At 60.3% G+C, this 13,660-nt stretch carries 9 protein-coding genes; 1 reads left to right on the top strand and 8 read right to left on the bottom strand.

What is annotated here, in order from left to right; genetic code table 11:
- Positions 1–89 precede the first annotated feature (89 nt).
- From ACLD1Y_RS27910 to ACLD1Y_RS27885, 6 genes are all read right to left on the bottom strand, one after another.
- Positions 90–659 (bottom strand): lipocalin family protein, encoded by a 570-nt coding sequence (locus tag ACLD1Y_RS27910; RefSeq protein WP_429480912.1) that lies wholly within the window; start codon positions 657–659, stop codon positions 90–92.
- A 30-nt stretch (positions 660–689) separates the two neighbouring features.
- The gene (locus ACLD1Y_RS27905) at positions 690–944 is read right to left on the bottom strand and encodes a hypothetical protein (RefSeq protein ID WP_122305425.1); all 255 of its coding nucleotides are present in this window, start codon (positions 942–944) and stop codon (positions 690–692) included.
- Between the two features lie 259 nt (positions 945–1,203).
- A complete protein-coding gene (locus ACLD1Y_RS27900; protein WP_429480911.1) occupies positions 1,204–2,214 on the bottom strand; it encodes a class 1 fructose-bisphosphatase in 1,011 nt (336 codons plus the stop codon).
- A gap of 109 nt (positions 2,215–2,323) precedes the next feature.
- Positions 2,324–3,667 carry a DUF3999 domain-containing protein gene (locus tag ACLD1Y_RS27895; RefSeq protein ID WP_429480910.1) on the bottom strand — a complete coding sequence of 448 codons (1,344 nt, stop codon included), beginning with the start codon at positions 3,665–3,667 and terminating at the stop codon, positions 2,324–2,326.
- Positions 3,667–6,705, bottom strand: coding sequence for a DUF2339 domain-containing protein (locus ACLD1Y_RS27890; protein WP_429480909.1), 3,039 nt, complete (start codon positions 6,703–6,705; stop codon positions 3,667–3,669). The genes ACLD1Y_RS27895 and ACLD1Y_RS27890 overlap by 1 nt, the downstream gene beginning before the upstream one ends.
- Before the next feature lie 195 nt (positions 6,706–6,900).
- A complete protein-coding gene (locus ACLD1Y_RS27885; protein WP_429480908.1) occupies positions 6,901–9,351 on the bottom strand; it encodes a glycogen/starch/alpha-glucan phosphorylase in 2,451 nt (816 codons plus the stop codon).
- Positions 9,352–9,549: 198 nt separating this feature from the next.
- Here ACLD1Y_RS27885 and ACLD1Y_RS27880 point away from each other — a divergent pair, with 198 nt between their 5' ends.
- On the top strand, positions 9,550–10,026 hold the full coding sequence (locus ACLD1Y_RS27880; RefSeq protein ID WP_429480933.1) for a YkgJ family cysteine cluster protein: 477 nt from the start codon (positions 9,550–9,552) through the stop codon (positions 10,024–10,026).
- A 203-nt stretch (positions 10,027–10,229) separates the two neighbouring features.
- Here the strand turns inward: ACLD1Y_RS27880 and typA are convergent, their stop codons facing one another.
- Both typA and thiI read right to left on the bottom strand, forming a co-directional pair.
- Entirely contained in the window at positions 10,230–12,050 is a 1,821-nt protein-coding gene (gene typA, locus ACLD1Y_RS27875) for a translational GTPase TypA (protein ID WP_429480907.1), read from the bottom strand.
- A gap of 139 nt (positions 12,051–12,189) precedes the next feature.
- Positions 12,190–13,644, bottom strand: coding sequence for a tRNA uracil 4-sulfurtransferase ThiI (thiI, locus tag ACLD1Y_RS27870; protein ID WP_429480906.1), 1,455 nt, complete (start codon positions 13,642–13,644; stop codon positions 12,190–12,192).
- Between the last annotated feature and the right edge of the window lie 16 nt (positions 13,645–13,660).

The following is a 13,660-nucleotide window of genomic DNA, read 5'->3' as shown; positions in this document are numbered from 1 at the left end:
ATGCGGTGGATCAGCCAGCTCATCTGGTTCTGATACTCCGCTTTCGCGAGCAAGCCCGCTCCCACATTTTGATCTGCGTTGATTCAGGTTTATTGCGAAGTCTTCGCCATCTCTTTGTCCGACGTACGCCAGATCAATCGCGTGGTGTCATACCCCTGCTGCCGCGCCCTGCTCAGCAGGTCTTCGCGGGTGTCGGCACTCACGGTCGGCGTGCGTGACAAGATCCACATATAGCGGCGGCTCGGGCTGCCGACGATGGCGGTCTTGTAATCATCGCTGACATACAGCACCCAGTAATCGCCCTTGGCAACGCCAGGCAACAGCGACGTGAACCAGTTGTTGAATTCCACCCAAAGCTTGTCGGTCTTGCCCGGCACTTGCGGCGTGGCCGTGCCCTTGGCTTCTTCCCACTTCCATTCGGTTGTCAGGCAGCGGTTGAACACCGACATATCGCCGTCAGGCAACAGGGTGTAACGGGCTTCGGACTGGGCGCAGTTGCGTTGGAAGTACATCGGCAATCGAGCCAACTCATACCAGGTGCCCTGGTAACGCTTGAGGTTGACGTTGCTCGCAGTCTTGGGTTGCAGATCATCGCCAGAATGGCTGGCGCAGCCCGCCAAAAACAGGCTGGCGCAAAGGAACAAAACAAAACGCATCATTCTTCTTCTCCCGCAGGCTCGCGCCCCGGTTTACTTCAGGCCTTGCCCGGAAAACATCAGAACCTTGTCACCGGCATACTGCACGCTGATAAAGCTGGTTTTATCGCCCCAGGTGCAACTGGACATACCCAGCGCGCCGGAACAGTCGGTCGGCTTACCCAGCAACGACTCCACCTCGGCCTTGGCCATGCCAGCCGACAATTTTGCGTAGTTTTCTTGGTTGACCTTGCTGCAAGCGGCCAACAGCACGCAAAAAGCCAGCAAAGCGAGACGGCGTAACGACATGGAAAAACTCCTGGAGGGACGAAGCAGCATGGGTATCTGCCAGAAGCTTAGAAGGGAAAAAAGGTGTCTGGTTCCCGACGAGCAAAAACAAAAAAGCCCCGAAAACGCTGAAACGTTTCGGGGCTTCTTTTCATTCAAAACTTAAAGCCTTGAATGCTTCTGTGGTGAGGGAGCTCGCTCCCGCTGGAGTGCGCAGCGCTTCCAAGATTTTGGGGCCGCTACGCAGCCCTGCGGGAGCAAGCTCCCTCGCCACAAAGGATTAGTTCTTGTGATAGGCCGTCACACGCTCAACTTCTTCCTTCGAACCCAGGAACACCGCCACACGCTGGTGCAAGCCTTCAGGCTGGATGTCGAGGATGCGCTGGTGGCCGTCGGTGGACGCACCGCCGGCTTGCTCAACCAGGAAGGACATCGGGTTGGCTTCGTACATCAAGCGCAGCTTGCCTGGCTTGGAGGGCTCGCGGCTGTCACGTGGGTACATGAACAGGCCACCACGGGTCAGGATCCGATGTACATCGGCGACCATCGCAGCCACCCAACGCATGTTGAAGTTTTTCTTCAACGGGCCTTCTTCACCGGCCATCAACTCGCCGACGTAGCGGGTCACTGGCTCTTCCCAGTGGCGCTGGTTGGACATGTTGATCGCAAATTCCTGGGTGGACGCAGGAATGGTGATGTCTTCGTGAGTCAACACGAAGCTGCCCATTTCGCGGTCCAGGGTGAAGCCTTTGACGCCGTCGCCCAGGGTCAGTACCAACATGGTCTGTGGGCCGTAGATCGCATAACCGGCAGCAACCTGCTCGGTGCCTGGCTGCAAGAAGGCCTTTTCGTTCAGGGCTTCGTTCTGGCTCAGGTATTCGTTAGGGCAACGCAGTACCGAGAAGATGGTGCCGACTGGCGCGTTGATGTCGATGTTGGACGAGCCGTCCAGTGGGTCGAACACCAGCAGGTAGGCGCCTTTCGGGTATTTACCCGGGATCTGGTAGGCGTTGTCCATTTCTTCGGACGCCATGCCGGCCAGGTGGCCGCCCCATTCGTTGGCTTCGAGCAGGATCTCGTTGGAGATCACGTCGAGTTTCTTCTGCACTTCGCCCTGCACGTTTTCAGTGCCCATGCTGCCCAGGACACCACCCAATGCGCCTTTGGACACGGCGTGGCTGATTTCCTTGCAAGCACGCGCCACCACTTCGATAAGGAAGCGCAGATCAGCAGGCGTGTTGTTGCTGCGGGTCTGCTCGATCAAATAGCGACTCAAGGTAACGCGGGACATGTAAGGCTCCGGAGAATGGGGGGTTTAAAAACCCGCGCAGTTTAGCGCGAGTCGGGGCGTATTTCCTCCTATCAGAGGATTTAAACCCAATAGAGTTCATGGACTTTATTTAACGTGCCACCGGCGGCTTGCGCAGCAAACTGTAGGCCATGGCGCCCAAGGCTGCCACGCCGAGCAACAACACGGCCCAGAGCCCGAGTTTTTTCCAGTTCGGCCCGGCCTCCACAGGGGCCGCAGGTGAGGTGACCACGACTTCACCGTCCACCCTGGCCTGCCCTAATGCCTTTAGGCGCTCGGGGCTGTACTCAGGAATCAGGGTCGACAGCGGCAAGCTCGCCGCCTTGGCCGACGCATTGCCCACTGCCAGCGTAAACGGCGGCTCGCCCCGCGCCAGGAACACCAGTTGCGTGGCGCGCACGGCAAACCGCAGGGCCGGCGCCTCAACGCCCAAGCCACCACCGCGCTCGTCCACCTGCAACTTGAGCTCGCTGACAGCGCGGCCCGGTAGCTGCAATTGATCCTGCACCACGTCCTGGCCGTTCTGGCTCAGGCGGTACAGCAGGCCATTGGCCAACGGTTGCCAAGCCTGCTTGCTGTCCCGACGACCGGACAACGTCACCGGCGCCAACGTATTGGGCTGCTTCAACTCGATACGCAGGCGCTCGATACTCAACCCCGTGGGCAACTGCCAGCGGTATTCCCCCGCCGTGAGCCGCGCGCCCGTCAGCGGCTGCGACCACACCAGCGGCATCGGCAAAGCGGTACTGGTCGCACTCGCCAACTTGGCCGACGTCAACAGCGGCGCCGCCTGCCCCTGCCACACCAGGCGCAGATAGCGCGCCGATTGCCCCGGCAGGCTCACGTCATGCTGCTCGACTCGCTCGTCGGCAAACGACAGGCGCGCCACTTGCCCATCGCCCCAGGCCTCCCAATGCTGCAAGTCGTCGCTGGCTTCAATGCTGAAACGCTGGAAGCCGTCCTGCTCATGGCTCCAGTCCAGGGTCAGTTGCTGCAACGGCGCCTTGACTGCACTGGCATCCAGCACCCAACCGCGCAGCACCTGCTGGCTTTTGGCCGAGGACGGACGGATCTCCAGCAAGGTGCCTTCGGTGGTGGACTTCATCACCACCCCCGGCAAGGCTTCATGGATGTCAGCAGCGTACAGCGGGAACCACTTCACATCGGTGACATTACGGCTTTCGGTGCGCTGCGAAGGTTGACGCGACAGCGCATAGGCCTGGGGCTCACCCGCCGCGTTGAACACGCGCACATCACTGAGATCGGCCTGGCGAGCATTCAACTGCACCGCCAATGGCAGCTCCAGGCGATACCAAGGGCCATTACCACTCACGGCCAGCGGCACTTGGGTGGCAAAGTCAGCCGGGCCCTCTTGCGCAAACGCCGCTGAACACAGCATCCCTAACGCCAACCCACCCAGACTCAGCTTGCCCATCAAGACGCTGCTCCCTCAGTTTCAACACGTTTGGGCGGCAGCGGGGCAAAGTAGCCCACCACCAGTAACAACCCGCCCACGCCGATAAACGACACGATCCGCGCCAGCCCGCCACGGTTGCTCAATTCGACAAAAAACAGCTTGGCCACGACCACCGCAATCAGCGCGGCGCCGATCAGCCACACTTCGCGACGATGGCGCAGGTGGCCGCCGATCATCAGGCCCAGGGCAATCAAGGTCCATACGATCGACAGACCGGCTTGCACCAACATCGATTCGAGCAACGTATCCAGCTGGAACGGTACGCCGCCCCAATGGTGGGCGGTGCGCATGACCAAGGCCGTGAAGAACGCAAACAGCGAGAAGCCAGCCACACCTTGGGCAATCTGTTCGCGCTGGGGCGCGACGCTGCGTGACCACAGGTACACACCCAGCAGCGCGAACAATAATCCCAAGTCCAGCGGATTGAGCAGCGGCACATAGGGCAGCGGCTCGGCGACGCCATCACTGAGGGTATTGGCGAGCCAGAACCAGCCAAGCATCAGTGCAGCCAACGGCAAGGCGGCGAGTACGCGGTATTCCCTGGCATACGCCGACACGGGCCACGGCCAACTGCGCGGCGCAGCGGCCAGCACCAGGTACAGGCTTGGCAGGATCGCCCAACCCAACCAGCGCCAGGCGTTGTATTCGCTCGACAAAATGAGCAGGCCGTAACGCAGCTCCAACGCCAGCACACCGATCAGCATCCAGCAGCCCACTACGTGGGCAACGCTCAATACGGCTTGCGGCACCCACGCCGCCAACCGTCGCAGCGAGATGAAATGCACGCTGAAAACCACCAGCCAAGCCAGCCAACCGAACTGCGCGGCCGGGTGGTAGTACGCGCTCCACGCGCCCAACACCACCAAACCCGCGGCGGGCATCAGCAAGGTACTGGCAACGCCCAACGCCGCCCAGCGCAAACGTAACGCCAGCGCCGCCCAAATCATCGCGCTCAGCGCCGCCGCCAGCAGCAACAACGGCACGTGCAATGCCGCAGGGACTGAGCGCCACACTTCAATGATCACCGCCAGCGCCCACCACGCCACGCCCCACGCCAACAACCCTTCGGACAAGCGGCCACGAGGCAAGCGCCAGGCGCCGGTCATCGCTGCCAAGGCGATGATCAGCGGTGTCCACGCGTTATTCACAGGGTCGAGCGCAAACAGCGCGCCAGCCAGCACTTGCACGGCGATGCCGCAGCGCACCACGGCGGACGAACCGATGCGCTGGCCTGCCCACAGCGTCGCCAGGCCAGCCGTTGCCCAACTGATGAGAGTGCCTTGGGTCGAAAACAACAGCGGCGCCAGCAGGTAAACGCAACCCAGGCCGAGGGCGGCGAGCCATGGCGCACCCAGGCGTTCCCAGCGACCGGTGTATTCCGGCGCGGCGTTGTGAAGTTGATAAAAGCTGAACAGCAGGGCCGCGCCTAGCAACAAGGCGCCCAACGGCGAGCCTGCGAGCAAGGTGTCCTGACCACTGTGTAATTCGCTGAGGAAGGCGAGCAGTGAACCCAATTGAAGCAACAGGGCGAACGCCCGCGCGACTGTTCGCTGCTGGCGCATGCCCAGCCAGAAAATCCCCGCCCCTTCGACGGCCCAGGCCGCGGCAGTCCAGCGCGCATCCAGCCCCAGGGGAACCGCCAGACTGGCGAAAATCACACCCAGGGCCAGGCAGGTTTCCCCCAGCAAGGACGCGCGCCCACCGCTGAGCAGCCGCGCCAGGGCCATATAAACAATGCCAAGGCCCAGCGCACTGAACGCAGCGCCGAATTCCAGGTGCTGCACCAGCGCAAACTGCAAGCCAAAGCCCACCACCGGTGGGCCGAACAGCAGGGTTCCATCAACGTAATCGCCCTTGCGCAGTTGCGCCCCCAGGCTGTCGCCCTCACCCGCCTCCAGCAGTTTGCGGCGGGCGTACAACAGGCCGATGGCCAGGTACATCACGAAGAACAGAATCAGGAAAGGCTCAGTACTCCACAGCAGTTCCGGCGCGTAGGCACGCATGCCCCAGGCGAAACCAATACCAAACGTGCCGACAAAACCGATCACGTTCAACGGGCGCCAGGCCTTGAACCAGGCAATCGCAAGGATGCCGGCGTTGAGCAACGCGAAGTAGCTGAACAGCGCCACATGGCTGCCCGCGCCAGTGGACACCAGGATCGGCGCCGCAAAACCACCCAGCGCCGCCGCACAGGCCAGCCCCAATGAATCCTGGGTAACCGCCAGGATCGCGGAGAACAGCGTGACGGCCACCAGCAACCCCATGGCGGCGCCCGGATCAATCAGCGGATGCAAACGCATCGCCGCAAACACCGTGAGGTACAACACCGCAATGCCTGCGCCTTGCAGTATCAAGCCGTAGCTGCCGTTACGCTGCCGCAACCACCAGCCCAGGCCCAGCAGGCCAATGGCAGCCGCCGCCACTCCGGCATAACGCAATTCAATGGGCACCACCATGCCTTCGGTGGCGTAGCGCAGCAGGAACGCCAAGCCCAGGAACAACAGCACCACCCCCACACGCAGCACGGTATTGCCGCCCAGCAGCCAATTGCGCGCAGCGCCGACGGCGCGCTCGATCAGATTGGGGCCACGGGGGACAGGGGGTTCTTTAGGCGGTGGCGTTGGCGTCCAGACATTATCGGGCAGTGGCTGGCTCGGCTCGGCGACCATGGCCACGGGCGCCAAATCGGCAGGCAGCTCCCAGACGAGATCGGGTGACTTGGCGACAGGGGTTGGTTCGGGAATAGGGGATTGGGCAATGACACTGCTTGTGGGCGCCGGCACTTCCAACTGCCGCAAGCGATCACCCAAGGCAATCAACGCCTTCTGCGTGGTTTCCAACTGACGTGCTTGCTTGTCCGCCTGAGCCGACAGCTGCGCCAGGCGAATCGCCTGGCCGATGCCGAGCCCCAATAGCGCACCGATGCCCGCATCGCTGAACGACTCGTCGAGCGTCCAGCCGAGCGCGAGGCCAATCAGCATGAAAATCCATTGCATGGTCGATATTCCCTGGGCAAACCGGGGCCTAGTATATCGACGCAGGGCTAATGTGGGAGGGGGCTTTTGTGGCGAGGGAGCTTGCTCCCGCTGGGGTGCGAAGCGCCCCTAAAAGCCGGCGGCCGCTACGCAGCCGAACGGGAGCAAGCTCCCTCGCCACAGCAAGCCCCCCTTCCACATTGGGTATTGCGGTGCTCAGTCGAGGGCTTTCCAGATCTCCGTAGCGTATTCACGGATGGTCCGGTCCGAACTAAACCACCCCATCCGCGCCGTATTCAGCACCGCCGAACGCCACCACGCCTTGGAGTCATGCCAATGTTTCTCGACCGCCGCCTGGGCATCCCAGTAGGAATCGAAGTCGGCACACACCAGGAAGCGGTCGTAGTCGATCAGCCCGTCGATCAGCCCCACATAGCGGCCTGGATCATCCGGCGAGAACACCCCGCCACGGATCGCTTGCAACACATCATTGAGGCGATGGGAGGCGGCGATGTCAGGCCCGGCATTGAACTCCCCGGCATGCTTGCGCGCTTCCACCTGCTGGGCGCTGAGGCCGAAGATAAACATATGCTCGGCGCCCACGCGCTCATGCATTTCGACGTTGGCGCCGTCCATAGTCCCGATAGTCAGCGCGCCGTTGAGGCCGAACTTCATGTTGCTGGTGCCCGAGGCTTCGAAGCCAGCGGTGGAAATCTGCTCCGACAAGTCCGCCGCCGGGATGATGCTTTCCGCCAGACTCACGTTGTAGTTGGGCAGGAACACCACCTTAAGCAAACCGCGTACGGTCGGGTCGTTGTTGACGGTGCGGGCGATGTCGTTGGTCAGTTTGATGATCAACTTGGCCTGGTGATAGCTGGCCGCCGCCTTGCCCGAGAAGATCTTCACCCGCGGCACCCAATCAGTGCCCGGCTCGGCACGGATCGCCTGGTACAGCGCCACGGTGTGCAGCAGGTTGAGCAACTGGCGCTTGTACTCGTGGATACGCTTGACCTGCACGTCGAACATCGCCGCCGGGTTCACCGAAATGCCCAGGCGCTCATGGATGATTTCTGCCAGTGCACGCTTACTGTGCAGGCGTTGCTCGGAGAAGGCTTTGCGAAAGGCCTGCTTCTCGGCGAAGGGCTCCAGTTCCACCAAACGTTGCTCGGGCTTATCGAGGATGTCCGGCCCCAGGGCTTCCACCAGCATGTCGGTAAGCTTGGGGTTGGCCTGGTACAGCCAGCGGCGGAAGGTGATGCCGTTGGTTTTGTTGTTGATGCGCTCCGGGTAGAGCTTGTGCAGTTCGGAGAACACCGTGCTGCGCATCAATTGGGTATGCAAACCGGATACACCGTTGACGCTGTGGGAACCGAGGAACGCCAGGTTGCCCATGCGCACGCGGCGGCCGTTGTCTTCTTCGATCAGCGAGACGGCGCGCAGCACGTCGAAATCGTGGATGCCTTTGGCCCGCAGCGAGTCGATGTGCTGGGCGTTGATCAGGTAGATGATCTGCATGTGCCGGGGCAGCATGCGTTCCATCAGGCCTACGGGCCAGGTTTCCAATGCTTCAGGCAACAGGGTGTGGTTGGTGTAGGACAGGGTTTCAACGGTGACCTGCCAGGCCGCATCCCAGGCGATGTCATGCAAGTCCACTAACTGGCGCATCAACTCGGCCACGGCGATGGACGGGTGGGTGTCGTTGAGCTGGATTGCGGCGTGCTCGCCGAGGCTGAGCACCGAGCCGTGCATGTTTTTGTGGCGCCGTATCAGGTCTTGCAAGGACGCGGCGACAAAGAAATATTCCTGGCGCAGGCGCAGTTCCTGCCCTGCTTCGGTGCTATCGGCCGGGTAAAGCACCCGGGAGATGCTTTCGGCGCGGGCCACTTCGGCGACGGCGCCCAAGTGGTCACCGGCGTTGAAGCGTTCCAGGTGCAGGTCTTCCACGGCGCGGGCACGCCATAGGCGCAGGGTGTTGACGCTGGCACCGCGCCAGCCGACCACCGGGGTGTCGTAGGCAATGGCGCGCACGGTTTCGTTGGGGGTCCACACTTGGATCAGCTTGCCGGAGTCGTCGGGTTTGGTCTCGACGCTGCCGCCAAAGCCGATGGGGTACACCACCTCGGGCCGCTCGAACTCCCAAGGGTTGCCGAAATCCAGCCAGTGCTCGGTCTGCTCCTGTTGCCAGCCATCGACAATCGCCTGGCGGAACAAGCCGTGTTCATAGCGAATGCCATAACCGTGGCCGGCAATGCCCAAGGTCGACATGCTTTCCATAAAGCACGCCGCCAGGCGGCCCAGGCCACCGTTGCCCAGCGCCGCGTCGGGCTCCAGCAGGCGGATGCGTTCAAGGTCTACACCCAACTCTGCCAGGGCTTCGCGGGCGATTTCCAACACGCCGAGGTTGCTCAGGCTGTCGTAGAGCAAACGCCCGATCAAAAATTCCAGCGAAAGGTAATACACCCGCTTCTGGCCCTTGCGGTAAATGCGCCGCGTGTGGTCCATCCAGTGATCGACCATCTGGTCGCGGGCGGCCAGGGCAATGGCTTCGAACCAGTCGTGGTCGAAGGCGTGATCCGGGTCCTTGCCCACCGCGTAGGTGAGTTTGGTCAAGACGGCATCGCGAAATGCGGCTACCTCTGCTTCTCGTGCAAGTGGTTCCTGAGACATCAAATGCGACCTCGGGCGAGATAGAAGGAGTTGCTAGAGCCTAGACGGTCTGACAAACGGTGACCGCTCTGGTTCGGCACTTTTTTAACGCATTTACCTTTGCGGGGTTTTGATGCATTGGCCGTGCCTGCTTTTGGCCGCGAGGCGCCTTCTGGCCGAAAACCGCAAAATATTGTTCAAAAAATCACCAATCCCGGTATGATCGCGCGCCCGGATACAGCCCCACCTTTTGGAACCCAGATGAAGCCTCAATTGATCGCCGCCGCGGAACTCGACCGTCTAGAGACCTGGCAGAAATACTCTGCCCACATGTGCGGTGGCTGTGTGTCCAGCTGCTGCACGCTGCCGGTCGAAGTGAAGGTCAAGGACCTGATCCGCATTGGCCTGGTCGATGAATTCGAGCTGGGCGACCCGGCGAAGAACATCGCCAAGCGGTTGCAGAAAGAAGGCATCGTTGAGCGTTTCAATTCCAAGTCCGAGATCTTTACCCTTCAGCGCATGAGCAACAACGATTGCCTGTTCCTGGATCGTAAGACGCGCTTCTGCACTATTTATGACAAGCGTCCGGATACTTGCCGTAACCACCCGAAGATCGGGCCGCGGCCGGGGTATTGCGCGTATAAGCCCAAAGAAGTGGTGCGCGAGACCAAGTTCAAGACACTCGATAAGTTCTGATCCACGTTTTTTATTGCCTGGACTACCGCTTTCGCGAGCAAGCCCGCTCCCACAGTTGAACGCATTCCACAGTTGGAACTCGGTCGAATGTGGGAGCGGGCTTGCTCGCGAAGGGGCCGGCACTGTCACCACATATTTTGCAGGCACAAAAAAACGCCCCCGGCCTTTCGACCGGGGGCGTTTTTCATTCAGCCTGAGTTAACTCAGTTCTTGGCTTTCTTGGCAGCGCGGGTACGCTCGCCTTCGTCCAGGATCTTTTTACGCAGGCGGATCGACTTAGGCGTCACTTCGCACAGCTCGTCGTCCTGGATGAATTCCAGGGCTTGTTCCAGCGTGAACTTCACGGGTGGAACCAGAGCGATGGTTTCGTCTTTGCCCGAAGCACGCATGTTGTCGAGCTTCTTGCCTTTGGTTGGGTTGACGCCCATGTCGTTGTCACGGCTGTTCAGACCAACGATCTGACCGTTGTAGATCTCTTGGCCGTGTTCAACGAACAGCTTGCCACGCGCCTGGAGGGTTTCCAGGGAGTAGGTCAGTGCCTTGCCGGTTTCTACCGATACCAGAACACCGTTCTGACGGCCGGACATGTCGCCGGACTTCATGGTGTCGTAGCGATCGAAGATCGAGGTCAGGATGCCAGCACCGTTGGTCAGGGTCAGGAACTGGTTACGGAAACCAATCAGGCCACGAGCAGGGATGTTGTATTCCAGACGCACACGGCCTTTGCCATCCGGCACCATGTTGGTCAGGTCGCCTTTACGCAGACCCATTTCTTCCATCACCTTGCCCTGGGATTCTTCCGGGGTGTCGATGGTGACGTTTTCGAACGGTTCCTGCTTCACGCCGTCAACCTGACGGATGATCACTTCTGGACGACCAACGCCCATTTCGAAGCCTTCGCGACGCATGGTTTCGATCAGTACCGAGAGGTGCAGCTCACCACGGCCGGAAACCTTGAACTTGTCAGCCGAGTCGCCTTCTTCAACGCGCAGAGCAACGTTGTACAGCAGCTCTTTGTCCAGACGTTCCTTGATGTTACGGGAAGTCACGAACTTGCCTTCTTTACCGCAGAAAGGCGAGTCGTTTACCTGGAAGGTCATGGAAACGGTTGGCTCGTCAACGGTCAGAGGCTTCATCGCCTCGACGGTGTCCGGGTGGCACAGGGTGTCGGAGATGAACAGCGAGTCCATACCGCTGATGCACACGATGTCGCCAGCAGCCGCTTCTTCAACGTCGATGCGGTGCAGACCGTGGTGACCCATCAGCTTCAGGATACGACCGTTACGCTTCTTGCCGTCGGCGCCGATAGCGACAACCGGGGTGTTCGGCTTGACGCGACCACGAGCGATACGGCCAACGCCGATAACACCCAGGAAGCTGTTGTAGTCCAGTGCGGAGATTTGCATCTGGAACGCGCCGTCACGGTCAACAGCCGGTGCTGGTACGTTGTCGACGATCGACTGGTACAGCGGGGTCATGTCTTCAGCCATGTCGGTGTGGTCAAGACCAGCAATACCGTTCAGGGCCGAGGCGTAGACGACTTTGAAGTCCAGCTGTTCTTCGGTGGCACCCAGGTTGTCGAACAGGTCGAAGATCTGGTCCAGAACCCAGTCCGGACGCGCGCCTGGACGGTCAACCTTGTTGATGCACACGATCGGACGCAGGCCGGCTTCGAAAGCCTTCTTGGTCACGAAACGGGTTTGCGGCATAGGGCCGTCTTGGGCATCAACCAGCAGCAGAACGGAGTCAACCATCGACATTACGCGTTCTACTTCGCCGCCGAAGTCGGCGTGGCCCGGGGTGTCCACGATGTTGATGTGGTAGCCGTTCCAGTTGATAGCGGTGTTTTTTGCCAGGATGGTAATACCGCGCTCTTTTTCCTGGTCGTTGGAGTCCATCACGCGCTCGTCGTTGAGCTCGTTGCGCTCCAGGGTGCCGGATTGACGCAGGAGTTTGTCTACCAGGGTGGTTTTACCGTGGTCAACGTGAGCAATGATGGCGATGTTACGTAGATTTTCGATCACTTGTGTATCTCGATCAGAGGATTCGGTGTGCTGACAGGTCGTGGCAGCGATTAACAGTAGAGTCAGGCCTTGCCGTTACAGCTTGACGGCAGAGTCGGGGGGCCGGTGACGCAGGCCACAGGCAAACAGCCCCGGGCTCTTAGCTCGGTCGATAAACGCGCACATTGGCATGCCCCTCACTGAGCAAATGGTGGGCATGCAGGCGACTCATCACGCCTTTGTCGCAATACAGCAGGTACTGACGGCTGTTATCCAGTTCCTTGAAACGCGCGTTCAGTGCGTAGAACGGCAGCGTTTGCACGTCGATGCCAGCGATTTCCAGCGGCTCATCTTCAGCGGCATCCGGGTGACGGATGTCGATGACGATCTGGCCAGCCAGGGCTTCGCTGACTTCTTCGATCTTCACATCCTGGCCCAATTCGTCGATCACGCGATCGATTGGCACCAGTTTGGCGTTCTCGAGCGCACGCTCCAGAATCGCCATGTCGAACTGTTGTTCTTCATACTCCACGCGGTTGCGCTTGGCGTGGGTCTTGGGGTTCACCGAGATGACCCCGCAATATTCAGGCATGTGCTTGGCAAAATCCGCCGTGCCGATTTCTTCGGCCAGGTCGATGATGTCTTGCTTGTGGCTGGCGATCAGCGGGCGCAGTACCAACTTCTCGGTGACGCAATCGATCAGCGACAGGTTCGGCAGCGTTTGACTGGACACCTGGGAGATTGCTTCACCGGTCACCAGGGCGTCGATCTGCAACTGATCGGCGATCCGGGACGCAGCGCGCAACATCATACGCTTCAATACTACGCCCATATGACTGTTATCGACTTTGCCGAGAATTTCTCCCAGCACTTCTTCGAACGGCACGCTTACAAATAGCACGCGCTGGGAGCTGCCGTACTTCTTCCAGATAAAGTGCGCAACTTCCATCACGCCCAATTCGTGTGCACGCCCGCCCAGGTTAAAGAAGCAGAAATGGCTCATCAGGCCGCGACGCATGATCTGGTAGGCCGCCACCGTGGAATCGAAACCGCCAGACATCAGGACCAGGGTCTGTTCCAGGGCGCCCAGCGGGTAGCCGCCGATGCTGTTGTGCTGGCTGTGGATCACAAACAACCGTTGGTCGCGAATTTCCATGCGCACTTCAATTTGCGGCGCTTTCAGGGAAATTCCAGCGGCGCCGCACTCGCGACGCAGCTTGCTGCCGACGTATTTCTCTACATCCATGGAGCTGAACGTGTGCTTGCCGGCACGCTTGCAGCGCACCGAAAAGATCTTGCCTTCGAGTTCGCTGCCGTAGTGCTGTTTGCACTTTTCGGTGATGTCGTCGAAGTCGCCCAGCGGGTACTCGTCTACCTGCAGGAAATGCGCGATACCCGGCATGCAGCTCAGGCGCTCGGTCATGTCCTTCAAGGCTTTGGCGTCGGTAATGCGGGTTTCCAGCTCGAGGTTGTCCCACACGCCGTTCACCACCACAGCCGGGTCCAGGTCTCGGAGCACGGCACGGATGTTCTTGGCCAATTGACGGATGAAACGCGTCCGTACCGGTCGGCTCTTGATGGTGATCTCGGGGAAGACTTTAACGATTAATTTCATGGAAACAGCGCGCGCC

It is taken from the genome of Pseudomonas sp. 18175 (genome assembly GCF_050432925.1).
In the GTDB taxonomy this organism is placed as follows: domain Bacteria; phylum Pseudomonadota; class Gammaproteobacteria; order Pseudomonadales; family Pseudomonadaceae; genus Aquipseudomonas.
This window is presented reverse-complemented; position numbering and strand designations above follow the sequence as displayed.

Bases quoted from the DNA above. Each gene is read 5' to 3' on its own strand.
- ACLD1Y_RS27895 (WP_429480910.1), bottom strand. From the start codon at position 3,667: ATGGGCAAGCTGAGTCTGGGTGGGTTGGCGTTAGGGATGCTGTGTTCA.
- ACLD1Y_RS27905 (WP_122305425.1), bottom strand. From the start codon at position 944: ATGTCGTTACGCCGTCTCGCTTTGCTGGCTTTTTGCGTGCTGTTGGCC.
- ACLD1Y_RS27910 (WP_429480912.1), bottom strand. From the start codon at position 659: ATGATGCGTTTTGTTTTGTTCCTTTGCGCCAGCCTGTTTTTGGCGGGC.
- thiI (WP_429480906.1), bottom strand. From the start codon at position 13,644: ATGAAATTAATCGTTAAAGTCTTCCCCGAGATCACCATCAAGAGCCGA.
- ACLD1Y_RS27890 (WP_429480909.1), bottom strand. From the start codon at position 6,705: ATGCAATGGATTTTCATGCTGATTGGCCTCGCGCTCGGCTGGACGCTC.
- ACLD1Y_RS27885 (WP_429480908.1), bottom strand. From the start codon at position 9,351: ATGTCTCAGGAACCACTTGCACGAGAAGCAGAGGTAGCCGCATTTCGC.
- ACLD1Y_RS27900 (WP_429480911.1), bottom strand. From the start codon at position 2,214: ATGTCCCGCGTTACCTTGAGTCGCTATTTGATCGAGCAGACCCGCAGC.
- ACLD1Y_RS27880 (WP_429480933.1), top strand. From the start codon at position 9,550: ATGATCGCGCGCCCGGATACAGCCCCACCTTTTGGAACCCAGATGAAG.